Origin of the sequence: Staphylococcus hyicus (genome assembly GCF_000816085.1) — a bacterium.
In the GTDB taxonomy this organism is placed as follows: domain Bacteria; phylum Bacillota; class Bacilli; order Staphylococcales; family Staphylococcaceae; genus Staphylococcus; species Staphylococcus hyicus.
Genome location: NZ_CP008747.1, coordinates 1,874,431 through 1,901,376, shown reverse-complemented (window position 1 = coordinate 1,901,376; position 26,946 = coordinate 1,874,431). Strand labels below are relative to the sequence as shown.

Annotated in this window: 24 protein-coding genes, 2 tRNA genes and 1 pseudogene; 17 read left to right on the top strand and 10 right to left on the bottom strand. The window is 35.5% G+C overall.

Annotation, left to right across the window (positions count from 1 at the left end; all coding sequences use genetic code 11):
* Positions 1-28: 28 nt before the first annotated feature.
* Positions 29-1,522: a bifunctional metallophosphatase/5'-nucleotidase gene (locus tag SHYC_RS08980; RefSeq protein ID WP_039646446.1), complete on the top strand. Its 1,494-nt coding sequence runs from the start codon at positions 29-31 to the stop codon at positions 1,520-1,522.
* A gap of 428 nt (positions 1,523-1,950) precedes the next feature.
* Complete coding sequence (locus SHYC_RS12310; protein WP_039646444.1) at positions 1,951-4,431, top strand: fibrinogen-binding adhesin SdrG C-terminal domain-containing protein; 2,481 nt, start codon at positions 1,951-1,953, stop codon at positions 4,429-4,431.
* 141 nt (positions 4,432-4,572) lie between these two features.
* Here SHYC_RS12310 and SHYC_RS08970 read toward each other — a convergent pair whose 3' ends face one another.
* Complete coding sequence (locus tag SHYC_RS08970; protein WP_039647688.1) at positions 4,573-5,175, bottom strand: CPBP family glutamic-type intramembrane protease; 603 nt, start codon at positions 5,173-5,175, stop codon at positions 4,573-4,575.
* 6 nt (positions 5,176-5,181) lie between these two features.
* Positions 5,182-5,367, bottom strand: coding sequence for a YkvS family protein (locus SHYC_RS08965; RefSeq protein WP_037565940.1), 186 nt, complete (start codon positions 5,365-5,367; stop codon positions 5,182-5,184).
* Positions 5,368-5,541: 174 nt separating this feature from the next.
* On the opposite strand from SHYC_RS08965, the gene SHYC_RS08960 reads away from it, so the two are divergent.
* Positions 5,542-6,534 carry a lipoate--protein ligase gene (locus SHYC_RS08960; protein ID WP_039646441.1) on the top strand — a complete coding sequence of 331 codons (993 nt, stop codon included), beginning with the start codon at positions 5,542-5,544 and terminating at the stop codon, positions 6,532-6,534.
* Between the two features lie 56 nt (positions 6,535-6,590).
* Here SHYC_RS08960 and SHYC_RS08955 read toward each other — a convergent pair whose 3' ends face one another.
* Positions 6,591-6,818 carry an IDEAL domain-containing protein gene (locus SHYC_RS08955; RefSeq protein ID WP_039646439.1) on the bottom strand — a complete coding sequence of 76 codons (228 nt, stop codon included), beginning with the start codon at positions 6,816-6,818 and terminating at the stop codon, positions 6,591-6,593.
* Positions 6,819-7,043: 225 nt separating this feature from the next.
* Here SHYC_RS08955 and SHYC_RS08950 point away from each other — a divergent pair, with 225 nt between their 5' ends.
* From SHYC_RS08950 to SHYC_RS08915, 10 genes and pseudogenes are all read left to right on the top strand, one after another.
* Positions 7,044-7,682, top strand: coding sequence for a competence protein ComK (locus SHYC_RS08950; RefSeq protein ID WP_052257844.1), 639 nt, complete (start codon positions 7,044-7,046; stop codon positions 7,680-7,682).
* Positions 7,683-7,803: 121 nt separating this feature from the next.
* Positions 7,804-7,959 carry a hypothetical protein gene (locus tag SHYC_RS12305; protein ID WP_158484664.1) on the top strand — a complete coding sequence of 52 codons (156 nt, stop codon included), beginning with the start codon at positions 7,804-7,806 and terminating at the stop codon, positions 7,957-7,959.
* Between the two features lie 76 nt (positions 7,960-8,035).
* The gene (locus tag SHYC_RS12570; protein ID WP_306669186.1) at positions 8,036-8,170 is read left to right on the top strand and encodes a hypothetical protein; all 135 of its coding nucleotides are present in this window, start codon (positions 8,036-8,038) and stop codon (positions 8,168-8,170) included.
* Between the two features lie 12 nt (positions 8,171-8,182).
* Positions 8,183-8,506 (top strand): annotated as a pseudogene (locus tag SHYC_RS08945) (GNAT family N-acetyltransferase); the annotation flags it as partial.
* A gap of 413 nt (positions 8,507-8,919) precedes the next feature.
* Positions 8,920-9,330 (top strand): YolD-like family protein, encoded by a 411-nt coding sequence (locus tag SHYC_RS08940; protein WP_039646437.1) that lies wholly within the window; start codon positions 8,920-8,922, stop codon positions 9,328-9,330.
* A 153-nt stretch (positions 9,331-9,483) separates the two neighbouring features.
* Positions 9,484-9,558, top strand: a tRNA-Asn gene (locus tag SHYC_RS08935).
* Between the two features lie 3 nt (positions 9,559-9,561).
* Positions 9,562-9,650: transfer RNA gene (locus SHYC_RS08930), tRNA-Ser, on the top strand.
* A 122-nt stretch (positions 9,651-9,772) separates the two neighbouring features.
* Positions 9,773-10,330 carry a GNAT family N-acetyltransferase gene (locus SHYC_RS08925; RefSeq protein WP_039646435.1) on the top strand — a complete coding sequence of 186 codons (558 nt, stop codon included), beginning with the start codon at positions 9,773-9,775 and terminating at the stop codon, positions 10,328-10,330.
* A gap of 11 nt (positions 10,331-10,341) precedes the next feature.
* Positions 10,342-10,989, top strand: coding sequence for an ABC transporter ATP-binding protein (locus SHYC_RS08920; protein WP_039646432.1), 648 nt, complete (start codon positions 10,342-10,344; stop codon positions 10,987-10,989).
* Entirely contained in the window at positions 10,986-11,762 is a 777-nt protein-coding gene (locus tag SHYC_RS08915; protein ID WP_039646430.1) for an ABC transporter permease, read from the top strand. The genes SHYC_RS08920 and SHYC_RS08915 overlap by 4 nt, the downstream gene beginning before the upstream one ends.
* 27 nt (positions 11,763-11,789) lie before the next feature.
* Here the strand turns inward: SHYC_RS08915 and SHYC_RS08910 are convergent, their stop codons facing one another.
* Positions 11,790-12,728 carry a 1,4-dihydroxy-2-naphthoate polyprenyltransferase gene (locus tag SHYC_RS08910; protein ID WP_039646428.1) on the bottom strand — a complete coding sequence of 313 codons (939 nt, stop codon included), beginning with the start codon at positions 12,726-12,728 and terminating at the stop codon, positions 11,790-11,792.
* A gap of 174 nt (positions 12,729-12,902) precedes the next feature.
* Between SHYC_RS08910 and SHYC_RS08905 the strand changes: the two genes are divergently transcribed.
* The 4 genes from SHYC_RS08905 to menB are packed head-to-tail and all read left to right on the top strand — an operon-like array spanning position 12,903 to position 17,543.
* Positions 12,903-14,255 (top strand): isochorismate synthase, encoded by a 1,353-nt coding sequence (locus SHYC_RS08905; RefSeq protein ID WP_039646426.1) that lies wholly within the window; start codon positions 12,903-12,905, stop codon positions 14,253-14,255.
* Position 14,256: 1 nt separating this feature from the next.
* Positions 14,257-15,930, top strand: coding sequence for a 2-succinyl-5-enolpyruvyl-6-hydroxy-3-cyclohexene-1-carboxylic-acid synthase (menD, locus tag SHYC_RS08900; protein WP_039646424.1), 1,674 nt, complete (start codon positions 14,257-14,259; stop codon positions 15,928-15,930).
* Positions 15,917-16,759, top strand: coding sequence for a 2-succinyl-6-hydroxy-2,4-cyclohexadiene-1-carboxylate synthase (gene menH, locus SHYC_RS08895; RefSeq protein WP_052257843.1), 843 nt, complete (start codon positions 15,917-15,919; stop codon positions 16,757-16,759). The genes menD and menH overlap by 14 nt, the downstream gene beginning before the upstream one ends.
* Complete coding sequence (gene menB, locus SHYC_RS08890) at positions 16,725-17,543, top strand: 1,4-dihydroxy-2-naphthoyl-CoA synthase (protein ID WP_039646422.1); 819 nt, start codon at positions 16,725-16,727, stop codon at positions 17,541-17,543. The genes menH and menB overlap by 35 nt, the downstream gene beginning before the upstream one ends.
* Positions 17,544-17,744: 201 nt before the next feature.
* Here the strand turns inward: menB and SHYC_RS08885 are convergent, their stop codons facing one another.
* From SHYC_RS08885 to SHYC_RS08860, 6 genes are all read right to left on the bottom strand, one after another.
* Positions 17,745-18,923, bottom strand: a complete 1,179-nt coding sequence (locus tag SHYC_RS08885; protein WP_039646420.1) for an aminotransferase class I/II-fold pyridoxal phosphate-dependent enzyme — start codon at positions 18,921-18,923, stop codon at positions 17,745-17,747.
* Between the two features lie 70 nt (positions 18,924-18,993).
* Positions 18,994-20,001 (bottom strand): acyltransferase family protein, encoded by a 1,008-nt coding sequence (locus SHYC_RS08880; RefSeq protein ID WP_039646418.1) that lies wholly within the window; start codon positions 19,999-20,001, stop codon positions 18,994-18,996.
* A 556-nt stretch (positions 20,002-20,557) separates the two neighbouring features.
* On the bottom strand, positions 20,558-24,280 hold the full coding sequence (locus SHYC_RS08875; RefSeq protein ID WP_039646416.1) for an N-acetylmuramoyl-L-alanine amidase: 3,723 nt from the start codon (positions 24,278-24,280) through the stop codon (positions 20,558-20,560).
* Between the two features lie 197 nt (positions 24,281-24,477).
* Positions 24,478-24,906 (bottom strand): GNAT family N-acetyltransferase, encoded by a 429-nt coding sequence (locus tag SHYC_RS08870; RefSeq protein WP_039646414.1) that lies wholly within the window; start codon positions 24,904-24,906, stop codon positions 24,478-24,480.
* A 126-nt stretch (positions 24,907-25,032) separates the two neighbouring features.
* Positions 25,033-25,503, bottom strand: coding sequence for a DUF2538 family protein (locus tag SHYC_RS08865; protein ID WP_039646411.1), 471 nt, complete (start codon positions 25,501-25,503; stop codon positions 25,033-25,035).
* Between the two features lie 17 nt (positions 25,504-25,520).
* Positions 25,521-26,744: an LCP family protein gene (locus SHYC_RS08860; protein ID WP_052257842.1), complete on the bottom strand. Its 1,224-nt coding sequence runs from the start codon at positions 26,742-26,744 to the stop codon at positions 25,521-25,523.
* Between the last annotated feature and the right edge of the window lie 202 nt (positions 26,745-26,946).

The window sequence follows — 26,946 nt, the reverse complement described above, 5'->3', positions numbered from 1 at the left end:
AAGTAAATGACGAAAAGGAGTTCTGTCGATGCGTCAATATGAAGAGCTACGATTAAACATTTTAGCGACATCTGATATCCATAGTCATATTCTGAATGATGATGCGGGATCGCATATTTATCGTGCGGGGACATATGTTTCAGAAATACGCGCACGAGAACCGCATGTCCTTTTACTAGATAATGGTGGAAGTTTAGCTGGTAATATTGTTGCATTTTATTACGCATTAATTGCACCGCACAAGCGGCATCCGATGATCAAAGTGATGAACGCATTAGAATATGATGCGAGTGGTGTAAGTGCAGATGAGTTTAAGTTCGGCCTTGACTTTTTAAATCGTTCGATTGCTTTATCTCGGTTTCCATGGTTATCTGCCAATATTGAATATGCAATGACTCATGAACCTTATTTTTCTACGCCGTATATCATCCATAAAATAAAGGATTTGCGCATCGCAGTCATTGGATTAACATCTGAAACGTTAGTGAAAAACCAAAATGTTGAAATGGAGAAAGACATTGCGATTGAACGCGCAATTGTTTCAGCAAAACGTTGGATTCGATATATTTATGAAGCTGAAGCACCTGATTTTCTAATTGTTTTATATCATGGAGGCGTATTAACATCACAACAATTGGATCAAGCGCATACAGATGAAATGTTAAAAAATATTGGCATCGTGGACTTGTTTATTACAGGTCATCAACAAACAACAACAATTGAAAATGCAGACGGTACATTAGTGGTAAGAGCGGGACAAAACGGAGAACATCTCGTTCATGTAGAAGTGACATTTAGACGTAGACAGTCTTCTTATGAGACGATTGATATTAATTCAACAATTGTAACACTCAGTCAGTATGATGAACATGAGGCTTTATTAGATATGACAAAATATGATCGTAAAGCTGTTCAAACATGGAAAAATAAGACGCTAGATGGGTTACATCTGGATGCGCGTTTTACCACGTTCAAAGAATTAATAGAATACCCTCATCCGTTTATCGAATTGTTACATGAAAGTATCCATCATGACTATCCTACTGATATAACTTGTGTACATTTACCTTTACCTTCATCTAAAGGATGTGTGATGCCATTAAACTATGAAGATGTGTTTCATGTTTATCCTCATCCCGATCATTTGATTGATATAACACTCAGTGGTGAAGTGATTAAAATGTTGATTGAAAAAAGTGTTGCCTACTTACATGTTGAAAACGGTACGCTTACATTAAATGGGATTGATCCAACACATTTCTTATTTTGGAGAGGATTTGACTTTACGGTAGATGTATCAAAGCCTGTGAATCATAGGGTGATTCAAATAAGTTTAAAACAAGATTACACCTATCGTGTGATGATGACGGATTATTGTTTCCGTCACTACCGGCAATATTTAGAACATGTACCCATGCATCATGTATCTAAAATATCTATGCCAGAATTATTGATGAAGCGTTTATCTTCACCAACGCCTATAAATAAGAGAAAACAGAATATGATGATAGTAGGGATGTAATATTTAAAGGAGCTAAAGCAAGTGTTTTAGCTTCTTTTTAATCATTAGACGTACCTATTTAAAAAATAATCACGATTGTATTTCTTTGAGTGAATACCAATTATATCTAAATAATTATTAATTTTTAATTTAGATTTAAGGATTTTTAGAAGGTGTGAAGGACAGTGAAAGTACTGGTATAAAGGGAAAAAGGGTCTGCTAAAAATGGTTATAATGTGTTAAATATATTTAAAAATCACTTAAGGTATATTTAATATAACTATATTGCAAAACCAAAAATGGCGCTATATAATTATTTTTGTAAGTTAGATATTTAGTGATGAAAACTACTTTGAGCGAAGTAGTTTTTTTTATTGGCTTTTTTAAATAATACAGGGCATAAAAGTTATTTTATTAATCAAAAATATTAAAAGGTGGATTAACATAACATGAACAATAAACAAAGGTACGGCATTAGAAAATATAGCATTGGAGCTGCTTCAATCGCGTTAGGCACAGTCGCAGTTATCGGGTTAACTGACCAGACGGATGCACAAGCATCGGAAATGAGTGGGAACCAGGTAATTGAAGTTACGAACAACAGTTTAAAAACTGATAGTGAGACAGTAGAAGAGAAACTATCAATTGCGTCACAAACTAAATTTTTGAATACAGACAGTCAGGCTACTTCAAATGAAATAGCACCAGAAAAGATAGGCAAACCTAGCAGTATCATTTCAAATGAAAATAAGCCAACTGAAGTAGCAGCACCAAGAACAGTGTCACAAACACAGACTAGCACTGAAAATAAACAAGTGACACAAGGTCAAGATGTATCTGATAAAGTTACCGTTGAACAAGGGTCAATTAAAGGCAAAGATGGTGCTACAACAATTAATCCTCATCAAGCTGAAAGAGTGACGCTCGATTATAAATTGAAATTTAATGATAATATCAGACAAGGTGACTATTTTGACATTAAATTAAGTAATAATGTGGATACAATGGGTATAGGGACTAAGCGATATATGCCAGATATTAAAGATAACACTGCTATTATCGCAACTGGGTATCTATTTAATGATCAAACAATAAGATATACCTTTTCTAATTATGTTACAAATAGAAGAGATATTAAGGCTCAATTATCTATCAATTTATATTTTAAGCCATCAGTAGTTCTAAACGATGGTAATCAAACTGTATCAACTACTATAAATAATTCCAAAACTGAGTCGCAATTTAATGTGCAATATTTAAATGGTGTTAGAGATAATAATGGGATGCGTATAAATGGAAGAATTGATAGGCTCGACAAAAATAATGGAACTATTAACCATATTGCGTACATTAATCCTGAGAAGAAAAATATGGTCGCAGTATCTGTCACAGGTAGAATTACAGAAGGTCATTCCAAAGGCGATGAAAGACCAAATATAAAAATTTATAAATATAAAGGTCAATCAAATTTAGCTAAAAGTGTATATGTAGACTTCAATAATGCAGACTTTGAAGATGTTACTAATAATATGAAACTAAGTATTTTAGACGGTTCATATAAATTAGACTTTGAAAGACTTAATGGTGAAACATATGTGATTCAATATTATGGTAAATATGATGTTAATGCAGCTAATTTGAATTTACAGACTCAATTATCAGGCTATTATTATTACAATAACCATTATTATTACTACCCAAGCACGCTAACTTGGGATAATGGTGTCCAATTCTACTCTAACAATGCGAGTGGTAGTGGAAAGGATAAACCTTCTGAGCCTATTATTCAAGCTGGTCAACCTATTGATTTAGATTATGTGACTCAAGAGACGATATCTGGAAATGGGGAATATGTATATACTGAGGAAACAGAAGATACGCGTCCAGTTGAGATTATGGAAGATACTGTTCATGGTTCAAATCATGCTACGGGTGTGATTGAATTTGAAGAAGATACGCATGCGGGCGGTGGCCATACGAATCACACAAGTGATGTTATTGAATTTGAAGAAGAAACAGCGAAAGGTATCATTACGGGTGCTGTTTCAGACCATACAACTTTAGAAGATACAATGGAATACATGACTGACAATCATTTAATTGAGTTCGAAGATGAAAATACGTTACCGCCTTCTATCTCTGGACATGCTGAAGGTGTAATTGAAGAAATTGAAGACAATCATCATATTGATATTGTTGAAATCACTACTCCTGAAGGTGAAACGGGTCATGTTGAAGGTATGATTGACATTGTTGAAGATAATTATTTGATTGCCTTTGAAGAAGACACAGGTAATGGTGAAATCAAAGGAGAAGTTAACGGAACTATCGAAGAAATCGAAGACAGTAACGTTATTGATATGATAAGTGAAATTGGCACAGAAAACGGTTCGAATAATACGACGTTTGAAGAAGATACTAATAATGATCGTCCTTCTGTAGAAGAGAAGCCGCATAATCCTATTGAAATCATTGAAGATACAATTATTATTGAACATGGTCATACGAAAGGTGTCCTTGTAGAAGAAGATGATACTCAGCCACCTCACCCAAATGAACCAAAAGCGGAACAACCAGATATTCCGAAAACACCTGAAAATGACGCGCCTAAGAAAGATAATGAATTAAAACCAACGCCTAAAGTAAAAGAAGATTCACCTAGAATGGATGAAGAAAAAGAGGAATCACCAAAGACTGATGAATTCGTCCCAACGGTTGTAAATGAAAAACCTAAATTTAAAGTGATGAGTACGATATCTAATAAAATAAATAATGATGGAAAAGCGCATGTAAAACATGAAGAGAAGCATAATCTACATGAGGAACTTCCACATACAGGAAGTGAATCTGGACAACAGCCAATCTTAGTCGCTGGATTAATGAGTCTAATTGGTTTAGTTTTATTGAAAAGAAGAAAAAGAGATATTTAATGAATAAATGGGGCTGGAACGTGAGTTCCAGCCCCATTCTATTTAGAAAGTTTTTATTTACATTTTTATGCATATGCTTAGAAATGTAATAGGGGATGACGCAATGGCTAATCCATTGACTGAGGCTCACACCCATATCTTTTACCCATGAAAAATAAGTAAAAGGACCACCGCTACAATCTGTGCTACTGTTGTTGTGACAATTCGACGTGTATAGGCATAACTGAAACCTAAAATAAGTTGGCATATGAAGATAAAAAGAACAATCCACCAACGATCAAGATAAATAAAGAATGAGCTCGATAAAATAGCTCCAATAACAATACCTACCCAAGGTCGTTGCGTTAGTATAGTCAGTTCTTTTTGTAATATCGTACGCATATATAATTCATGGCAGGGCATGACACACAGTAACGTTATTAACATTTGCCACTTGAAATAGACGCCTGTTCGAGACAGTTGCTTAATAAGTGATGTATAGCTGAGATCTGAGGTGATTAAAGCAATAATGACCTGAACAAGTACAAGCAGTATGCCGGTTGCTAAACCTATTGCGATTGAAGTAAGTAATCGTTTTGACGCGATATCACGTTGGTAAAAGACGTAACTGATACCTGCGATAAGCATAATACCTGTATATAATTGCCAGTAAACATTATATTCTCCCCACATTATAAGTAAAATAATGTGAAAACCAATAAAACTTAAGATAAACCAAAGTAGCGGCTTGTTTAATTTTTTCATCATAGATTAACCTTCTTGTTCAACAATCTTATATCTTTTATGATTAATGACTGTTTTTTCTGGCAAGTCAAGAGAAGCAAAATTCTCCATTATTGTAAGGTCTACTATAACAGAGTTGTCATTGATTTTCTCAACTTTACCTCTAATACCATCGTAAAATTCTACGATGTCTCCAACTTCAGCAATCGTCATATGTACGCCCCCTTAGAAATTTAACTAGCATATATTGTACTAAAATTTACAATTTAAATAAACAATTTGCGTTAATTTTAATCTTTTTGTCATCTCTAAGTGAAAACAGTAGCTTTTAACCATGTATCGTGCGATATTAAAATTGATCAACCTTATCAAAAGGAGAGAATTGACATGAAATTTATTCGTAACAATAATATCACGGATCCTACATTGAATTTAGCTATGGAGGAGTACGTTTTAAATACAGTACCAATGGATAAAGAGGATAGTTATTTCTTATTTTATATTAATCGACCTTCTATTATTGTTGGAAAGAATCAAAATACAATTGAAGAAGTGAACCAACCTTATATTAATGCACATCACATTGATGTTGTGCGGCGCATTTCTGGTGGTGGCGCAGTATATCACGATTTTGGTAATTTAAACTTTAGTTTTATAACCAAAGATGATGGGCAAAGTTTTCATAACTTCAAGAAGTTTACGCAACCGATTGTTGATGTTTTAAATGAAATGGGTGTCGATGCAGCATTAACTGGACGTAATGATATTCAAGTAGGTCAAGCTAAAATATCAGGTAATGCAATGGTAAAAGTGAAAGACCGTATGTTTAGCCATGGCACATTAATGCTTAATAGTGAGTTAGATGAAGTTCAAAATGCATTAAGGGTTAATCCAGCTAAAATTCAATCTAAAGGTGTCAAATCAGTGCGCAAGCGTGTAGCTAATATTCAAGAATTTTTAGCCGAACCATTAGATATCGAAGACTTTAAACACATTATTTTAAAACAACTTTTTGGAGAAAATGAAGTTGAAGAATATGTATTAACAGATGAAGACTGGCACAATATCGAAAAACTTAGTGACGAAAAATACCGAACTTGGGATTGGAATTATGGTAAAAATCCTAAATATAACTTTGAAAGAGAACATAAATTTGATAAAGGGTTTATTCAAATTAAATTAGACGTTAAAAAGGGCCGCATCGAACATGCGAAAATATTTGGTGATTTCTTTGGAGAAGGAAATGTTACGGAATTAGAATATGCATTAGAAGGCGTATTTCATCAAAAAGAAGCGATTCAAGACGCGTTAGCTAACTATGATTTCTATTATTATTTCGGTGACATTTCTAAAGAAGATATTATTGATCTAATGGTATAAAAATAACAGGTCGCTCATTGTTTGCGTGCAATGTGGCGGCCTGTTTTTAATTGTAGTTATGAAATGATTTCAACTTCAAGTTCCTCCAATTTCAAATATTCAGCTGTATACGTTTTGAAGTTGGCTTCGTTTTTGTTTTGTAGTGCCTCATCAATTAAGTGTTTAAGTTGTTGCTTACGCTGGTTTTTTAATGCGTCTTCAATTACTAATTCTACAGCAAGTTGATGAACCATTTGCATTGCGTGCGTATTATTATATATTTTTGCATCGAGTTGATGTTTCATAGCAAATCACTCCTTGTATGTTGATTAAATAGTTATTTATCAGTATAACGAAACAATAACACAAATGCAATGAAAATTCTGAATTTTTAAAAGTTTTAAAAAGATACGAGGAGAATGCACGGAGTTAAATTTCATAAAATATCTAATTTTCGTTGACATATAGTTTTGTTTAGATATAATGGATAGTACATAGAGACAAAAATTAATCCAAAAAGGGGGAACCCAATGAAAAATCAAATCAAAGAAAACAACTATATTATTATGAAAGGAGACATGTTTTTACGTCCCACGGATGGACCAAACGGCATCAATCAAAGTACTGAAATTTTGAAATATGATGAGCCACCAATCATTGTTCACGAACCGCTGACTCAAATCATTGAAAACAGTTGTAAATGTTATGGTGAAACGTATCAGTCTAGAAAAGAACAAACACGTCGTATTTCGAGCCTCAAAAGTAAACTTCCAATTAATATCACTCCGATATTCCCTTCGTATTATTTCCCGTCACATTCCGATCGCGCAACCGAAAATAGCTGGATTAATATGCATTTTGTAGAACGAATTAAAAAATTAAAAGGTGCTAAATCTAAAATTATTTTTGTAAACAGTCAATCAGTTATTTTAAATGTATCAGAACATACTGCTTCAACACAATTTCATAATTGTATTACATTTTCCTACCATTTAGACCGCAAAGCGAAAGCACTTACTACAAATCCCGAGAAGCCTATAGATTATAATAAAGACAACTTCAACATTTATGAAGCGCTCTCTAGATATGCGATATTAGAAAATCAACGTACCAACTACGAACCAGGACCTAATGCGTCAAAACCATTTCCAAATCTTCCAGAAGTATAGAACCTTCAACGTTATTATCTTATTAATTATCCCAACTTTTATTTGATATATTGACTCATGCAACTAATATGAAAATTAAAGGGTATAGTAGGCTAACTATTGATGTTAAGGAGGGCCCCATATGAGTCATCATTTTAAAGTTTTCTTTTCAACATATTTAATAATTAACATTTTATTAAAATCCTTAGGTAATTTTTGTGTATGCTTAAATCATACGATTGAATTTGTTATTGCAAGTAAAAACGCGCGATGTAATGGTATTCCAAATGTAATTTAAAACGGATTCATATTTTGTTGTATTAACACTTATACTTCTATTGAGTATGCTAATGTAGAGGTATAAGTGTGTTTTTATGTTAAAGGATGATGTCATTATGTTTGAAAAAGTGAAATTGAATGAAGAACCGCCAATGGATTTATTATTACTTGCTGATCCTTCTTATCAAAGGGTAATGGAACACTTAAAATCTGGAATATGTATCGTATAGAAAGAAGATAATTGTATTGTAGGTAGTTATATTTTAGTGATGCTTGATTCTGAACGTATTGAATTAGTGAATATTGCTGTTAAAGCTTCTAAACAAGGTGGAGGTATTGGAAAAAAACTACTTGATCATGCAATAGCTTATGCAACTGAAAATCAATTTAAAGAGATGATTGTGGGTACTGGCAATTCAAGTATTAATCAAATTGCATTTTATCAAAAAGCAGGTTTTAGATTAATAGATGTGATATTTGATTTCTTTATTCAAGATAATGAAGCACCTATTTATGAAAATGGCGTTTGGTGCAGAGATATGTTGCGTTTTAAAAAGCAGTTATAGTGTGTTAACTCAAAATAGAAGGGAACGTATTCTCATCGTATTGTAAAATAATATGTAGGCAATTAAAAATCGTTGTTTGATTAATTATAATAAGAATCGACTTACCATTATTCTGAATATTGTCCAAATTGTTTTTGAGATATCAATTGTTTGTATGGTATTCAAAAGTCAGTTAAAGGTCGGGGGAGTGTCTTTTGAACAAAAATGAAACATCAACTGTCATTTCCGTTAACAGTAAGTATTTTTGTACTTTCTGCGCTATTGTTCATAATGACGATTATGGATATTTAATCTGACATTTAACGGTGTGCGTTTTTCTTAAGCCGTTTTTTAATGGGTCAAAGGTTGAAGCATTAAAAAAATCACTTCACAAATACGAACATATGTTCTATAATGAGTGCGAGGTGATAAATATGTTGGATCGTACACTACCACCTAAGTATCAAACAGAAACGGATTATCGGAAAATACCCCGTCAATATTTAAATGGTCGTATACCAATGGGGCGTGGCATTGTCAAATGGGCACCTTTTGGGACACTTCCAGAACAGTTTGAAAGAATTAAACAGTTTGAAGCAAATCAACATAAAATTGATCGTCCGGATTTGAGTGAAGATCAAATCATAGAAATCAATCATATGTTGCACTTTAAAATTTCTAAAAATGAAAATGCTAAAATTTCTTACTGGCGTTCGGGTTACATTCATACGATAGAAGGCTACATTACTTCGATTAATACATTCAATAATGAACTTACGATTTCAAATGAACGGCAATCAGATCGACTGACGATTGGTTTGAATGAACTTTATGCAGTAGAGTAGAAAAATGGCGTGATTACATTGTGCAAAACGTAAAGTTGACGGAACTTCCCCTCCTATAGTGTAAATATTCCGTTAACTTTTTTAATTTTAACTCTTGATTTCCTGGGGTGAATTGATATAATAGTATCTGTGCTTACAAAAAAATAATATGAATCCACAGTAGCTCAGTGGTAGAGCTATCGGCTGTTAACCGATCGGTCGTAGGTTCGAGTCCTACCTGTGGAGCCATTAGGAAACGTACTCAAGTTGGCTGAAGAGGCGCCCCTGCTAAGGGTGTAGGTCGTGAAAGCGGCGCGAGGGTTCGAATCCCTCCGTTTCCGTTTAAAGAACATTGCAATCGCAATGTTCTTTTTTTATGTGTATTTTACTCTGTACCTTACAAGTGTACTTTTGTTCCATAAAATGATGTATTCCTCTAAAATAGGATTATAGGAGGAATGGTATGATACGAAAAGCGACGATAAACGATGCGACAGCGATTGCAACATTAACATATCTCATTTGGCAAGATATGGAATTAGAAATTGTTAGAAAATACCACCAGTCCGAGGTCATACAAGCCATAAAAGACAGTGTAATATCTTCGTCTTATCGAAATAGTTATCTTCATGTTCATGTGTATGACGTTGAAGGTCAAGTAGCAGGCATGATTGTTACATATGATGGGAATAAGGAGTTATATTATGAACAATGTTGGACCATGCTCCATCGTGCTAAAAGTCTCCCTCTATCCACAAAAACACCATTACCTGTTAAAGAGGCTGAGGATACAGACAGGTATATCGAATCAATTGCTACATTTCCACAATATAGAGGACGGGGTATTGCGAAAGCGTTAATGAAGTATATTTTTGAAAAATATAAAGGTCAAACGCTGAGTTTGAATTGTGATCGTAATAATGTACGTGCGAGAAGATTATATGAAAATATGGGTTTTAAGTCATATATTGAAAAAACGTTATACGGTCATGTTTATGATTATATGATTTATAAAAACTAAGGAGGGATGCTATGCTTGATTTAAAAAATGTGAGTTATCATGTAGATGATCAGCGCATTTTAAATCAAATTAATTTTAACGTAAAAAAAGGCGAAGCGATAGCAGTTGTAGGGGCGTCAGGAAGTGGGAAAAGTACATTATTGCGTGTGATTGCGGATTTAATTTCACCAACAGAGGGGGACATTCTTTTCAAAGGTCATTCATATCAAGCATATGAACCTGAAATATTAAGACGACGGGTCAGCTATTTACCACAACGATTAGAACTATTTGGAGAAACAATATATGATAATCTTGCTTTCCCATCGTTAGCGCGTCAGGATACATTTGATAAAGCACGCGCAAAGGCGTTGTTAGAGGCCGTTGGACTTAAAAAATATAAATTGAACGCGCGCGTGCAACATATGTCTGGGGGAGAACAACAGCGTGTAACTATCGCACGACAATTAATGTATCAGCCCGAAGTGTTATTGCTAGACGAAGCAACGAGCGCTTTAGATGATAAAAATAGTCAAGCCATTGAAAAACTAATCTTTGAGATGGTCAAGACAGGGACAGCAGTGTTATGGATCACGCACAATATCGAACAAAGTCATCGACATTTTCATCGTATTATGACGATACATAACGGTGAACTTGTGAAGGAGGAGACGGTATGACAACAACGTCTTTACTTTTGACATCACTCTTGTTGCTGATACCTATCATTATTTCGTATAAAGAAAAACTTCGCATCGCTAAAGATTTAATCATTGCGGCTGTAAGAGCAGTCGTTCAGTTGGTTTTAATTGGTTATTTACTTGAATTTGTATTTAAAGTAGAAGAGATGTGGATTGTGCTTGCGCTCATTTTAGTGATTATGATTAATGCAGCTGCAAATACTAAAAAACGTGCATCTACTATAATGCATCATGTATTTTGGGTGTCCTTTGTAGCGATTATGACAGGAGCAGTTTTGTCGTTAGGCGGCGTTTTACTTACTGGCGCGATCGATTTTACACCAAATGAAATCATACCAGTCGCAGGTATGGTGGGAAGTAATGGAATGATAGCGATAAATTTAAGCTACCAAAATCTTAATCGTATTTTCACAAAGGAAACGGAATCGATTGAAGCAAAGTTATCTTTAGGTGCAACGCCTTCACTTGCAGCAAAAGAAGCGATACGTGAAAGTATTAAAGTGGCTATTGTCCCAACCATCGATTCTGTGAAGACTTATGGGCTTGTTTCCATTCCGGGTATGATGACAGGATTGATTATTGCGGGAGTGCCGCCATTACAAGCGATTAAATTTCAGCTTATGGTTGTTTTTATTCATACAACAGCCACAATCATTTCAGCACTTGTAGCAACATACTTAAGCTATCGCCAATTTTTTAATTATCGTCACCAATTGATTCAAATAAAAAAAGATGACATAAAACCCACTTAACGTTTAAGTTGTTAAGTGGGTTTTTATTTAAATATTACCTAATAACGCACTAATATATATACCTAATGCATAAAGTAAACCGAAAAATGTATTCGTTTTTCCAGCAGCAATCATGGCTGGCATCATTGTTTCTGGTGTGTCATTCTTTTTAAAACGGCGGTACACTTTTACAGGCCACGGAAAACTTAATAGAACAAGTAAAAAGAAAATTGAACCACCTGGAACGAAAAATACTGTGTAAATGACCCAGACATAGGCGAGGACATACATGGCTGCTAAAACGATTAAGGACAATCGCTTGCCTAACAGAATCGGTAACGTTCGGCGTCCGCTTCGTTTGTCTTTCACGCGATCACGAATGTTATTTGCCATGTTAATTAAACCAATAGTAATGACTATTGGAATACTCATCCAAACGACGGTGCTATTGACATGTCCGGCTTGAATAAAGAAAGCAATTAAAATAATGAACATGCCCATAAAAATACCTGAGAAAATTTCTCCTAAAGGTGTCCAAGAAATCGGGAACGGCCCCCCAGTATATAAATAGCCAATCGCCATACATAATAAGCCCACAGGAATGAGCCAAAAAGAAGTTTGTGCCGCGATAAACAACCCTAATACAGTAGCGACAACATAAAATGCGATAGCCAAATTAAAAATGGATTTAGGTGTCATACCGTGACGTACGATAGCACCACCAATTCCCACGGATTCATGGTCATCAAGGCCTTTTTTATAATCATAATACTCATTAAACATATTCGTTGCCGCCTGAATTAAAAGACAAGCGAGCAACATTGCGATAAACAACCCCATATTGATGTGATCTTCACTACCAAGTTGGAAGATTTTTGCGATGGCTGTACCAACTAAAACTGGAACAATGGCAGCAGTTAAAGTGTGAGGTCGCATTAATTGCCAATACTTATGAAAGGTTGAATGTTGCTGAAATTGATTCACCATATAGATCAAAACCTCGATTATTTATATTAGTAATACAAAATCAGTATAGAAAAGTTTAGAAATGAAATCAATAACAAACTCTATGATTTAAGCAATGTCTCTCACATTTAACATTAAAAAATGTTAAAATAAATGTTAATGGGATTATGATTATGAGAAAGAAGTGAGAAACAGATGACTGTTGACGTTGGTGAGCAGGAAATCATTGACGCAATAGCGAATACATCTAAAACTTGGATTTCTATAGAGGTGCGCTTGCCACATACATTGGATCCAGTAACATTATTTAGAAAAACCAATCAGGAAGCGGGTAACCGCTTTTATTTTCGGCTTAATGATAATGAAACAGCTTTTTTTGGATGTCGCGTTGCGAAAGAATTTAAAAATAATAATAAAAGTAAGCGGTCAATTTTTAAAGAATGGAATCGTTTTAAAGAAGATATCGCATTGATTCATCCATCCACGCCCAAACATCATTTGCGTATATATGGCGGTTTTCAATTTTCTACCGAACGAACGAGTTCAGAATGGCAACAATTTGATATGAATCATTTTATCTTACCAGAGATATTAATTTCTCATATTGAGGGTGCCACGTACTTAACATATACAATACGAAAAACAGATTTTTCATTTCAAGAATTTAAAGATATTTACACATATTTAAGTCATATTGATAGAACGTCGCATATACTTGAAGAACATGAAATGCATGTATGTGCACAACAAGATTTAGATATTGATGCGTGGGAGCGTTTAGTTGACAAAACGATTCAACAATTAAAGTCAGATGAAAAGATTGTATTATCACGACGACGAGAAATAAAATTCAATACAACGATTGATATTGCCACTGTGTTAGACCGAGCTTTAAAAAACGAAAAAAATAGTTATCTATTTTTAATAGAGTCGGGCAATGATTGTTTCATTTCTCAAACGCCTGAACAATTATTTAAAGTTCAAAATAATATGCTTTCAACTAAAGCAGTAGCAGGAACAATCAAAAGAACATTAAATACTGAGCAAGATCAAGCACAAGTAGAAGCGTTTTTACAAGATGCTAAAAATTTAGTTGAACACCACATCGTTGTTGAAAGTATACTTGAAGATATCAAACCATTCGTTAACGATGTACATTATCATGCGACGCCAAACATCCTTAAAAATGATCATTTATATCATTTGTATACTGAAATAAGTGGTCCATTAGCGACACCAAATTATATTGAACTTATTGATGTGATGCATCCAACACCTGCATTAGGGGGCTATCCTAAAGCGCAAGCAGTTCAATATATAGATGCACATGAATTCAATGCAAGAGGCTTGTATGGGGCACCAGTAGGTATGATTGATATGTATGATGATAGTGAATTTATCGTCGCTATACGTTCTATGTTAATTAATGACAATACAGCACTTCTTTTTGCTGGTGCTGGCATTGTTAAAGAATCAAATGCAAAAGCAGAAGTGGCTGAAACAGCTTTGAAATTTAGTCCAATGATGGACGCTTTAGGGGTGAACTAAGTTGACGCATGCGCAACAACATTTAACTGAACAAGTGTTTCATTTTATATCAGAACTTTATGCATATGGTGTAAGAGAAGTAGTTATTAGTCCAGGATCACGTTCTACGCCCCTTGCAATCGCATGTGAATGCCATTCCGAAATCACAACTTGGGTACATCCTGATGAACGTAGTGCGGCATTCTTTGCGCTAGGATTAATTAAAGGAAGCAACCGACCTGTTGCGTTAGTGTGTACGTCAGGTACTGCAGCAGCTAATTATGTACCAGCAGTAGCAGAAAGTCATATTAGTCGCCTACCACTCGTAGTGCTAACGAGTGATCGTCCGCATGAGCTACGAGAAGTTGGTGCACCTCAAGCAATCAATCAAGTCAATATGTTTGAAAATTATGTGCGCTTCCAGTTTGATATGCCTATTGCAGATGGGACAAAACATACATTAGAAGCCAATCGATATCAGCTTCAAAAAGCAAGTCAATACTTTGTAGGTCCACATCAAGGTCCTGTGCATTTTAATTTACCATTTAGGGAACCGTTAACGCCTGATTGGTCACGGACAGATTTATTAACGACACATACGTATACGTTACCTAAATATCAAAAAAACATTGACCCCATGCCAATTGCCGATACACTGAAACAAGTGAAAGGGCTCATTATTGTTGGGGATATGCAACATCAAGATGTGTCACAGCTACTCACATTTTCAACGGAATATGATTTGCCAATTTTAGCAGACCCATTAAATCCTATACGCCGAACAAAGCATCCGAATGTGATTGCTACGTATGATTTATTACTACGTTCCGGTCTTGAAATAGAAGCGGATTTTGTGATTAGAGTAGGAAAACCAGTGGTGTCTAAAAAGTTGAACCAGTGGTTAAAACATACGAATGCTACACAAATTTTAATTCAGAATAGTAAAGATATAGAAGCGTTTCCTAAAATGCCAGACTATTATTATGAAATGTCAGCAAATGATTTCTTCAGATCACTCGGTTGTTTAGAAAGTTCATATCGAAAAGTTTGGTTAAAACATTGGCAACAAATGGAATCACAGGCGCGGGAAAAAATCACGTATCATCAAAAACAAGCCCGTGATGAAGCCGGATTTGTTTCAAAGTTACTTGATAAACTTGATGCGAGCGACCATTTGTTTGTGAGTAATAGTATGCCAATTCGTGATATCGATAATCTGTATTATGAACGGGATTTTAGCATCTATGCAAATCGAGGAGCAAATGGTATTGATGGTGTCGTCTCCACTGCCCTTGGTATGGCTGTGCATAAAAAAGTGACACTTTTAATTGGTGACATTGCATTTTACCATGATATGAATGGCTTATTGATGTCAAAATTAAATGATATTCAAATGAATATTATTTTAGTGAATAATGATGGGGGCGGTATCTTTTCATATTTACCTCAAAAATCCTCTGCAGCACCACACTTTGAACGTCTGTTTGGGACGCCAACGGGTCTTGATTTTGAGCATGTTGCACAATTATATCAACTTGGATATAAACGCTTTACAGATGTGCAAACGTTTGACTACGCAGAATTAAATACGATGTCGGCAACGCTGTATGAAATTATAACAAATCGAGATCATAACTATGAAGCACATCAAACGCTATATGAACAGTTGAGTGAGGTCGTCAATGTTACATTATAATTTATATGATGCAAAAAAGCCGTCTGAAACTGTATTAATATTATTACATGGATTCATTAGTGATAGCAGTACGTTTGAGCAGCATATTGACCGTTTATCAGAAACGATGAAAGTTGTGACAATCGATTTGCCAGGACATGGTCAAGACAGTTCAAGCATGGAACAAATATGGGATTTTGAGTGGATTTCTCATCAACTTCATAAAGTTGTAAACACTCTAAAAGAAAAACATACCATATTACATGGGTATTCGATGGGGGCACGTGTAGCCCTCTATTATGCCTGTCATCATACTTCAGACTTGTCAGGCTTAATTTTAGAAAGTGGTTCGCCAGGTATTCAAGAGGAAATGTTGCGCGAGGAACGGATACAAGTAGATGCTGCGCGCGCACGGGTGCTTGAACTTGCCCCGTTAGAGACATTTGTCAACGATTGGGAACAACTACCGCTTTTTCAGTCACAACGATTTCTATCGGATATAGAAAAACAACGTATTAGACACATGCGGTTACGTCAATCTCCATCTCGATTAGCGAAAGCGTTGCGAGATTATGGCACGGGTATCATGCCAAACTTATGGAATGAGTTGAACATTCTCCAAATTCCGGTTCAGCTTATTGTTGGAGAGTGGGACGAAAAGTTTGTGAGTATTGCTCAGAAAATGAAAGAACAGCTTCCTTACGCGCGCCTTGAAATTGTGTCGCAAGTAGGACATACGGTACATGTGGAAGATGTTGTAAAATTTGATACAATAGCATTAGCTTTTATTAATGGTTTAAATAAGGAGGCCAACCATGGAAAGACAATGGGAGACATTAAAAGAATATAAAGAAATTAAATATGAATATTTTGAAGGTATCGCGAAAGTGACGATTAATCGTCCAGAGGTACATAATGCTTTTACGCCAAATACAGTACATGAAATGATAGACGCCTTTACGCGTGCGCGAGATGATGAGCGTATTGGTGTGATTATTTTAACAGGTGAAGGAGATAAAGCATTCTGTTCTGGTGGCGACCAAAAAGTTCGTGGCCATGGTGGTTATGTAGGTGATGATCAAATTCCACGTTTAAATGTACTTGATTTACAACGTTTAATTCGTGTTATTCCTAAGCCTGTTATTGCGATGGTTAAAGGATATGCTATCGGTGGAGGAAATGTACTTCAAGTGGTATGTGATTTAACAATTGCTGCGGACAATGCGAAATTTGGGCAAACAGGTCCTAAAGTAGGGTCATTTGACGCAGGATATGGTTCAGGATATTTAGCACGTATTGTAGGTCATAAAAAAGCACGCGAAATTTGGTATTTATGTCGTCAATACGATGCCCAACAAGCTTTAGATATGGGAATGGCCAATACAGTCGTACCTTTAGATAAAATTGAAGATGAAACGGTACAGTGGTGTAAAGAAATTTTACAACATTCACCAACTGCGCTACGTTTCTTAAAAGCTGCGATGAACGCTGATACTGATGGATTAGCAGGTTTACAACAATTTGCTGGTGATGCGACATTACTATACTATACAACTGACGAAGCGAAAGAGGGTCGTGATGCGTTTAAAGAAAAACGCTCACCGGATTTTGATCAATTTCCAAAATTCCCTTAAGATCGTGACGTTAAAACGATAGCCTAACTCTAGTCGAACGCGATACATGTTTCAAATAAAAATGAGTGCCATATGTGAGGCACATAAATATAGCCTTCTAAATTCAGTGTAAATAGAATTTAGAAGGCTTTTATTGATCTATCAAGATATGTTAAAACATGATTGCAGTTCATCTATAGCTTATCTATGGATTAAAGTAGACTACATAGGCGATGAGACATGAGGGTAGTGTGTCTCTAAATAACGTTTAAGCCGTCGCATGCCCTCTTTTAATGCATCGATATGATAGGCGTAAGAAATACGAATGTACCCTTTACCGTATACCGTAAAAGATGATCCAGGAACCATGGCGACACCCACTTTTTCAAGAACATCGACACAAAAGTCATGGTCGTTTTCTGTGAAGCGTGTAATTTTAGGGAAAATGTAAAACGCACCTTGAGGAATCGCATCTAATACAAATCCCATATCGGTTAATGCCTTTATTAAATAATCACGCCGTTCAATATAGGTGGCATTCATTTCTTGGGGTGCTTTCATACTTTCTGTTAGAGCGGCTATTGTAGCGGCTTGTGCTGGTACATTTGCGCATATACAATTATAGGCATGCATAAATGTAAGTTTGTCTATGATATATTGTGGACCCGCCAAAAATCCTATTCGAATGCCTGTTGCAGCGTGTGATTTACTAAGACCGTTAATGAGTAACAGTTGCGCTTTAATTTCATCAAATTGTGCAAATGACGTGTGATGAGTGTTAAACGTATTTTCAGCATAAATTTCATCGCTAATGATGAAAACATGGTGATTTTTCAAACAATCCACTAGCGCTTTAACTTCATCATACGAAAGCGTCATCCCTGTGGGGTTAGAAGGATAATTTAAAAGGACTACTTTTGTTTTTGGTGTGATATGTGATTCAATGAGTTCTGGTGTTACTTTAAACTGAGTTTCACGCGTATCCATAAACACAGGTTGTCCCCCTAAAGTTTGTATAAGTGGAATGTATCCAGCATAAACTGGTCCAGGTAGAAGGACTTCATCACCGGGATTTAAAAGGCATCTTAAGCTTGTATCTAATGCTTCTGAGGCACCATTGGTTATAATCATCGATTCAGCATCGTACGTGACATGATACCGTTGTTTGAGATAGTGTGAGATAGCTTGGCGAGTTTCAAGTAATCCTTTGTTATGAGAATACGTGGTTAAATTATTTGTAATCGCATCTAAATACGCTTTTTTTACAGGTGAGGGCATTTTAAAATCAGGCTGTCCAACAGTCAAATTAATAACATCGTCTAATTGACTGATGCGATTTGAAAATTGCCGAATACTCGGTGCTTTTAAAAATTGAGATTGTTTATTGAGTTCAAGTTTCATAACATCACATCCTAAAAAAGAGAAGTTACACCAAAGCATACCATACTTTGTGTGACTTCTCTTTAATTCTTTATGAATAAGGTTTAAATTGTGATGGTTTTTGAAGATGAACAAATGGATTTGTCCATTTTGCGACAACATTTGTTGACCATAACCAAACGATAAAAATGGAAAGTATAAAATTGTAAATCATACCTGCCAATGGGTGGTCAATAAAAGGAAACAAATGATGACCTCGAATAATACCAATAAATAAGCCGTGTAATAAATAAACGTACATTGTTCTAGAGCCTATATAAGTCCATTTTTGCCGTTGCTGAGGCACAAGGTTTAAAAATGCAAACAGCGTAGTGAAAATGATAAGATACAATGTCAGCCGTTTTAAAGGACTTAATAAAACATTCCACCCTGATGTATTAGCATAAGGAGAGCTTCCTAGTAACCATGACGAATCGATTGGATGGATATAATATACAATGAAAAACGTAAAGAGCGTGAAAAAAGAGAGCGGTACGAGTTTTTTCCAACGAATGATTTTACTAAAGTTTTCCCCAAGAATGTAACCAATGTAAAAAATTGGGAAGAAAACTAAAGTGCGCGACCAACTCAAGTAACCATCAATATTGGATGAAAATCCTGCCAAAACAGCGATTAAAATGGCAATGGGTAGTACATAGGTCCATTTATAGTTTTTAACAATGACAATAATTACATTAAAACAAAATAAAGTTAATAAAAACCATAATGCAAAAACAGGGTCAAAAGGATCCAAATCAATGGAACTATTTTTACCAGAGATAAAATAGTAAATCGAGAAAAAGGTAAAGAAAATAAGGTAAGGTCCTAACAGCTTTTTACCAACTTTTTCAAGATAGCCTACGCGACCAACATTTTTTGAAAAATAGCCAGAGATAAAAAGGAAAGCTGGCATATGAAAACTATATATTGTTAAGTACAATGCGTTCACTGCTGGATGTGCATCGGTATACGGTTGTATTAAGTGTCCAAATACAACTAAAAAAATAAGTAATGCACGTGCATTGTCGAAAAATGCATCACGTTTAATCACATGTGCCATTGAGTTATGCTCCTTTAAAAATCGTTAATATAAATGTATTACAATTCAAGGTATGATTGCAATTGAAAGGGGAAACTGACGTAATATTATACCCATTTTATAAATGTGTTGATATATTTATAAAAAATATTTGATGAAAGAGGCATCTATATTTATATTGTAATAATCAATTGCGATGATTGTAGTTTTTATTCTCTCTATAATTACGAAAATTGCTCTTCATCACCTCTAAACAATTGAAATGGGTTTTATGTGTAAGGGAACAGTTCATTACAGAGTATCTTTTTATTTGAGAGCCCTTTGTCGATGGGGGTAATAACACTTAAAGTAATTGTAATTTGCAAGAGTAAAGGGGTGAGTGAAAAATATATCAAGACATCAATCATCTTATTTACAGTGTTGTGGTTATTTCGCTTTTCTTGGAGAACTTGCCTCAACACATACAAAGAGTAAGATATAAAAAATAGCCCACAAAGTTCATGAAAAAATGAATTTTGTGGGCTTTCATGATTAAAGGAGCTGCAAAATCACAGCTCCTTTAATCAATTTAATATGTTTACTGTTTGTATCGATCTACATCAAAATATTTACCTACAGCACCCACTGCATCATAAAATTGTTTCATACGTGCTGCGTTATGACTTGCCCAGTTAATATCTGTCGCATATTGGTGAGTACCTGGTTGATCAGGATTCCATCTCATACGGTAAAGCGTATTTTGTCCAATACCGATGTAACGGTCTTTTATAAAGCTTGCGCCACCTACAATTGCTTTACTTACAGTATTCCAACCGTAAGCTTCTGCAGTTTTAAATCCACCACGAATAGCATCTGTGTCCACAGCACCAATACCGAACATGTTGTAATATTTCGGAGTCGCATTCGTAACAACTTTATTTTTGGCATCGACATAACCGCCATTTGCAAGGGTAGATGATCCATTCCCTGTCTCAAGCAAAGCGTGAGAGATGAGGTAGATCTCATTGATATTGTTCGCTTGCGCTGCTTGCTTAAAGGCTGCACCTTGTCCCGCAAGTATACCTTTACCAGCTAATAATTTATTGAGTTGTGTAGCATCTAAACCTTGATATTTATCCAATTTAAGGAATTGATACTTTTGAGTTGGATCTTTTTCAATAGTTAATGGATTCATTGCATTCGCAACTTCTGCACGTGTCGCATCAACCCATTGTCCTGGAACTCTTTGAATTTGTGGTTTGTATGATAGTTGCGATTGAATGCCAACTGCTTGATTAAAGCTATATGGCGAATTGATGTAACGTGTAAGTTGTGAACGTAAGTCTGCAGATTTAACCCATGCACGTGTACCATCATTAAACTGACCATAATACCACGTCACACCATTCACAAGTGCTGTGCGTTGAACATTAAATAGGCTTTCATAATAACTTGATAAATAACCTCGCGCTTTTGCATCTCCAATATTTGTGAAGTATTGGCCATTTCGATTATAAACGACGTAATCTTCAGGTTTTGTTAACGTTTTAATTTGCGTTGGAGTAGGTTTAGGCTGTGCGATTGCTTTTGCAGTCAACTCATTTTTATTAATCCAACCCATTTTTTGGTTAATGTTACCAAATAGGTAAGTGTCTTTACCCACAAGTACTGATTTAGTGGCATTAAATGAACGATTAGTTAACGCTTTAAGTGTATCAATGCGTTGTTTAGCAGTACCCCAAGGCATTGCGTATAATCCTGTTGTATTTGTATTTACAACATATTGACCAGCAGCTGGTACTTCTTTGCCTAATTGTTGTGATAACATGTCTTCAGTTTTAAACCAACCTAATGGTGTATTATTTGCATTTTGTAATAATACGAAATTTTGATTGTTCGCTGAAGCGGTTTTAGTAATCTTATAGGTGCGGTCTGCATGACTTGAAGCATCTTTACCAGTTGGGTCGAAAATTGTAGCTCTTACACCTGAATTTGTAGCTTTCAATTGACCGATTTGTGATACAGCTTGCACAATTTGTTGTGTTGCTTTAGGTAACGATAATACACTTTGATTTACCCAACCAGAGAGGTTATTAGCGGTACCATAAATGTACACAGCATTTGCAATTTGTTTTTGTTGCGTTGCTTTAAATGCTTGTGCGCCTGTTCCTTTAACTGCACCAGCCACTTGAGCGTTAGTACCCCAAGGCACGTTGTAAAGGGTTGTGCCAGCAGGAATCGTAAAGTTTTTACTAATTTTGACAGCAGGTTGACTTGTACGATAATCAACGTCTGATTGTTTTACCCAACCAATATTAGTGCCATTGTTGTAATCCGTTACAAGATAAAACTGCTCACCATTTAATGATGCTTTTTTAGTGACATTGAATGTTTGATTTGTCGCAGTTGTTTTTTTACCTGATGCATCATACACAGACGCGTATAAACCATTATTTTTTGTGTTAATACGTCCAACACCTGTGTCTGCAGTTACTTTTAATTGATTTGTATACGTAGGTACAGAGAGGATGTTTTGGTTTACCCAACCAGAGATGTTATTTGCTGTACCATAAATGTAAATCGCATTCGCAATTTGCTTTTGTTGCGTTGCTTTAAATGCTTGTGCGCCTGTTCCTTTAACTGCACCAGCCACTTGAGCGTTAGTACCCCAAGGCACGTTGTAAAGGGTTGTGCCAGCAGGAATCGTAAAGTTTTTACTAATTTTAACAGCAGGTTGACTTGTACGATAATCAACGTCTGATTGTTTCACCCAGCCTAAATTTGACCCGGTATTATAGTCAGAGACAAGGTAGAAAGTATTACCATTTAATGATGCTTTTTTAGTAACATTGAATGTTTGATTTGTCGCTGATGTTTTCTTGCCAGCATCGTCATACACTGTTGTATATAAACCGCTATTCGCTGTTTTAATACGTCCAACACCTGTATCTTTATTTACTGTTAAAGGTGAAGACGGTGTCGTACTTGGCGTTGACGGTGTTGGTTTTGATGGTGTTGGTTTTGATGGTGTAGTTGAGCCACCAGGCGAATAAGCAGGTGCAGCTAATCCCATTTTAATCATGTATTTTTCGTTGATTAAGTCATATAACTCGTTGTATGAGTATCCGCGAGATTGTAAGTAACCATGTGGATCGGTATGGTCCGTACCACCTAAAAATCTTGAGACTGCATCATGCGTCCATACTGTACCTTGACCATCATATTCTGCACTGTTTGGACGTAAGTTATAATACTGAAGGTTTGTAGCTGCATAATCAGCAAAGTTATTCATTTGACGAGCAAATTTGTCATAACCATAAACGTGAACAAGTTCGATATTAATGAAGCGCTCGTTTGCGTTAGGTCCTGCACCCCATGAAAGGTAATCTGTTGGTTGCGTTTCAATAATACGTTGATCATTAATGAAACCATGTACGAATGCGCTTTGGTAATTACGCTTCATATAACTAATTTCACCATCAATGGTAGAATTTGGATTGGCTGTATCATGTACAACAATACCTTCAGGTTTACCTACACCGTTACGGTAGCCATATTTAGGAAAGTAGCTTGAAAAATCTTCTTCATATTTTGGTACAGTGTAATTTTGTTTGCGAATATAATCATTAATTTGTGATGAGACTTGTGGTTTATATGCTGTCGGTGCATTTGCACGAAGCGCTGTTTTTCCTGTTGATGTATTGGAATTTAATGATAACGTCGCAGGACCGCCTTTACCACCAATTCTTGGAGGTGTCGGCCCGTTAGGGTTTGTATTGATATCTGTATTGCTCGCTTGAGCAGTATAAGTTTGAGGTTGTGCTGATAAAGATTGTGCGGTTTTCGTGTTGTTTTGAGTTGATGCTTGCGTAGATTGTGTGTTGTTCGTTTGTGCTGTTGTTGAACTATTAGCTTGTGCATATTTTTCTGGTGAAACTTGTGCCTCATTGTGTAATTGGATGTGGCTGTCCTTTGGTTGTACTGCGGATGTTTGTGTTGATGCTGATGTTGCAGTTTGTTTTGTTGTTTTGTTTACAGAAGATGTTGCTTGTTTTGGTTGAGCCGGAGTAGTTGTTGTATTGCTTGTTGAAACTTTAGATGGGTCTTGATATGCTTTTGTGCCAGAAACAGTAGTTTGTTGTGACGTAGTAGCAGTTTTAGCTTGCTCAGCTTGTTGTAATGCTTTTTGACTGTCTAATACTTTGTTAGGTGTTGCTTGTGTCGTATTTTCAGCTGCGTCAGCATGATGTGCTGAAATTGCTGTTCCTGCAATCGTCAATGCAATAATAGAAGGTGTTTTATACCCAATTTTTTTTACCATTTCATTACCCCTTTTTATCTGTAAGATAGTATAAAGTTGATTGATATCATTATATAGTGTCCCAACTCACAAATGGTGTTTTTAATTGTATTGTAATTTAATTTTAATAATCGTTTCACGATATACATTAGATTCAAACTTTTTTATATTTCGTTATTAGTGAATTGATTAGAGAAATATTACAGGATTATTAATTTTTACAATCTTACTTGCTTTTTCATGAAATAATGAGGGATGCCAGCATCTAAAAATTGATCACCATAAGCTGTATAGCCTAACGCTTCATAAAATGGGATAGCATGTGTTTGCGCACCTAACTTGAATTGAGTGTAGCCTTGTTGCAATGCGTCATTTTCTAGAAAAAGCATGAGTTGTTTACCAACGCCTAATCCCCGAGCGTCTTTTAAGACAGCTACTCGCTCTACTTTAACAATTGAATCCACAATGCGGTATCTTGCTGTGGCTAGAGCCATACCGTTATCATCATACGCGATAAAGTGTGTAGAGATATGTTCAAATTCATCTATCTCCTCCTCTTTGGGAACATTTTGCTCATCTACAAAAACAGTCATTCGAATCGATAATACATCTTGGTACTCTTTTTCACTTTCCACTTTTTTAATCAATTAAATCACTCCTCAAGTATTTTTTCTTTACATTAAATTATTTATACAATGAATTCAACATACTAAAAAGAGAGTTTGCAGCGTTATCCGCATACAAACTCTCAGTTTTATTGTTTTATTTATATTTTACTCTGCTTGTTGTCGAACTAAAGCCGTATATTGCCAGAAAATACGCATTTGAACGAGATTCCAATTGTTCATACCCATTGTATATCCAGAAGGTTTGAAAATATTGACATCAGTCACTTCCAAAGCTGCTGCAACAAGATATTGTATGGGTACGCTTAAACTTTGCATTTCAGGTGTCAAACCTTTTTCATTATAAACCCATGAAAAAGGAAGGGGTGAGTCAAAAACATCGATAGCGTCAAAAATTTCAGGTAACGCCACAATATAACAAGCTGCGTTAATAACTGGATTTACTTCACTATCTGAATAGTAAACGAGGAGGGCTTCATAATTTTCACGATGGGCATGATTAACATAAAAGAGTTCTGAGCGAAAATGAGCCATATCTTTACTATGGATAATTTGTTGCTCTAACATTGTAAACATCCCATTAATTTGATTGATTTTTTCATATGTGTGTCGCGACATGTTAGATACCTCCTTTTTTAGTATACGGGTTGCGTATTAGGGTCTTGAACATTGGTATTGTCTTGTACATTCGAATTATCTTGAACAGCGGGCTGACCTGCATTTTGATTCTGAGGGGGTGTGGCGTCTGTTGGAACATGGTCTTGAGCCGCTGTATCATTTTGTTCGTTTGATGGCGTTTCCTCAGTATTCTTCTTAGAATTTGGATCTAACAAGCTATCGTCAATATTGAGTAGGGGAGGAATTTCTCCAAATGCACGTTTCACCCGTTCAATAAGAAATTTTTGATGATCTTTAATAGGCTCTAAGCCTAAATCACTGCGTAATCGATTTGCAGTTTTGATCAGCGCATCTATATCAGGATTGATATAATAGATACCATTTAAAAGCTCGTTTTCACCTTTGAGTTGTTCTGTTTTAATTTCAGTATCACTGACAAGATAATTGGTTGCGAGTGCGCGTATTTCATCATACGATAAGTTATGTTGTGAATTGCTTCCTACAATTTTAATGATGTCGTCTAGTTTGTGCAGAGATTGTGATTCTTGCGCTTTATGGAATAATGTTTTTAAAACTTCCATTTGACGTTGACCGCGTTTTAAGTCGGAATCTTGTTTTCGTGTTCTTGTCACAGCGAGAACTTCTTCTCCATTCAAAACTTGTTTTCCTTTTTTTATTTTAATTCGACCTTGATCTGTTCTGTTTGGCTCATTAATATCATATGGCACATCAAATTCTATGCCACCTAATTCATCGACAGCTTCTGCAAAAGCATCCATATTAATACGAACATAATAATCAACTGGAATATTTAATGTCTTTTCAACCGTATCCATAGATGATTCAGGTCCACCATATGCATGTGCATGTGTGATTTTGTCGTAATAACCTACTTTTGGAATGTAACTTAAAGTGTCTCGAGGAATGCTGAGCAAACGAATTTGGTTTTTATCAGGATTTAACGTTGATAAAATCATCGCGTCCGTTCGCGATTGTTCGACACTTTGACCATTTTCTCTACGTGCATCACTATCATCTATACCTAGAAATAATATGGATACAGGTTCTTTGGATGGATTCACTTTATGTTGTCGCAGCACAGATTCTCTTCTATCTTTTTGCGAAAAAGAATCGTCAAAAGCATCTCTTGACGAATTAAATAAAATAAAAGCAAATATTGCAGGAACAATTACGAGTATGAGAACAAGCAAATACAGCACGTATTTGAAAACTTTATTCATTGTAAGTTGCTCCTAAAAAAGTGTATTTTATCTCTATGATTCCTTATTGTATAGGAAAATGTAACTGCCTTTCAATGATTTTACATAAAAATGATGAAATAAGCGTTTTCATTATGGTGCGTGTGAAAATGCAACGTATCATACTGTCGTTTAATCTATATATGACAAAAAATTAAGCGTATAACACCGATTGTTAAAGATG

Bases quoted from the DNA above. Each gene is read 5' to 3' on its own strand.
- SHYC_RS08885 (WP_039646420.1), bottom strand. From the start codon at position 18,923: ATGAAACTTGAACTCAATAAACAATCTCAATTTTTAAAAGCACCGAGT.
- SHYC_RS08860 (WP_052257842.1), bottom strand. From the start codon at position 26,744: ATGAATAAAGTTTTCAAATACGTGCTGTATTTGCTTGTTCTCATACTC.
- SHYC_RS08950 (WP_052257844.1), top strand. From the start codon at position 7,044: ATGAAAAATCAAATCAAAGAAAACAACTATATTATTATGAAAGGAGAC.
- SHYC_RS08965 (WP_037565940.1), bottom strand. From the start codon at position 5,367: ATGACGATTGCTGAAGTTGGAGACATCGTAGAATTTTACGATGGTATT.
- SHYC_RS12570 (WP_306669186.1), top strand. From the start codon at position 8,036: ATGTTAAAGGATGATGTCATTATGTTTGAAAAAGTGAAATTGAATGAA.
- SHYC_RS08910 (WP_039646428.1), bottom strand. From the start codon at position 12,728: ATGGTGAATCAATTTCAGCAACATTCAACCTTTCATAAGTATTGGCAA.
- SHYC_RS08940 (WP_039646437.1), top strand. From the start codon at position 8,920: ATGTTGGATCGTACACTACCACCTAAGTATCAAACAGAAACGGATTAT.
- SHYC_RS08880 (WP_039646418.1), bottom strand. From the start codon at position 20,001: ATGGCACATGTGATTAAACGTGATGCATTTTTCGACAATGCACGTGCA.
- menB (WP_039646422.1), top strand. From the start codon at position 16,725: ATGGAAAGACAATGGGAGACATTAAAAGAATATAAAGAAATTAAATAT.
- SHYC_RS08960 (WP_039646441.1), top strand. From the start codon at position 5,542: ATGAAATTTATTCGTAACAATAATATCACGGATCCTACATTGAATTTA.
- SHYC_RS12305 (WP_158484664.1), top strand. From the start codon at position 7,804: ATGAGTCATCATTTTAAAGTTTTCTTTTCAACATATTTAATAATTAAC.
- SHYC_RS08875 (WP_039646416.1), bottom strand. From the start codon at position 24,280: ATGGTAAAAAAAATTGGGTATAAAACACCTTCTATTATTGCATTGACG.
- SHYC_RS08970 (WP_039647688.1), bottom strand. From the start codon at position 5,175: ATGAAAAAATTAAACAAGCCGCTACTTTGGTTTATCTTAAGTTTTATT.
- SHYC_RS08955 (WP_039646439.1), bottom strand. From the start codon at position 6,818: ATGAAACATCAACTCGATGCAAAAATATATAATAATACGCACGCAATG.
- SHYC_RS08980 (WP_039646446.1), top strand. From the start codon at position 29: ATGCGTCAATATGAAGAGCTACGATTAAACATTTTAGCGACATCTGAT.
- SHYC_RS08925 (WP_039646435.1), top strand. From the start codon at position 9,773: ATGATACGAAAAGCGACGATAAACGATGCGACAGCGATTGCAACATTA.
- menH (WP_052257843.1), top strand. From the start codon at position 15,917: ATGTTACATTATAATTTATATGATGCAAAAAAGCCGTCTGAAACTGTA.
- SHYC_RS12310 (WP_039646444.1), top strand. From the start codon at position 1,951: ATGAACAATAAACAAAGGTACGGCATTAGAAAATATAGCATTGGAGCT.
- SHYC_RS08905 (WP_039646426.1), top strand. From the start codon at position 12,903: ATGACTGTTGACGTTGGTGAGCAGGAAATCATTGACGCAATAGCGAAT.
- SHYC_RS08865 (WP_039646411.1), bottom strand. From the start codon at position 25,503: ATGTCGCGACACACATATGAAAAAATCAATCAAATTAATGGGATGTTT.
- SHYC_RS08920 (WP_039646432.1), top strand. From the start codon at position 10,342: ATGCTTGATTTAAAAAATGTGAGTTATCATGTAGATGATCAGCGCATT.
- SHYC_RS08915 (WP_039646430.1), top strand. From the start codon at position 10,986: ATGACAACAACGTCTTTACTTTTGACATCACTCTTGTTGCTGATACCT.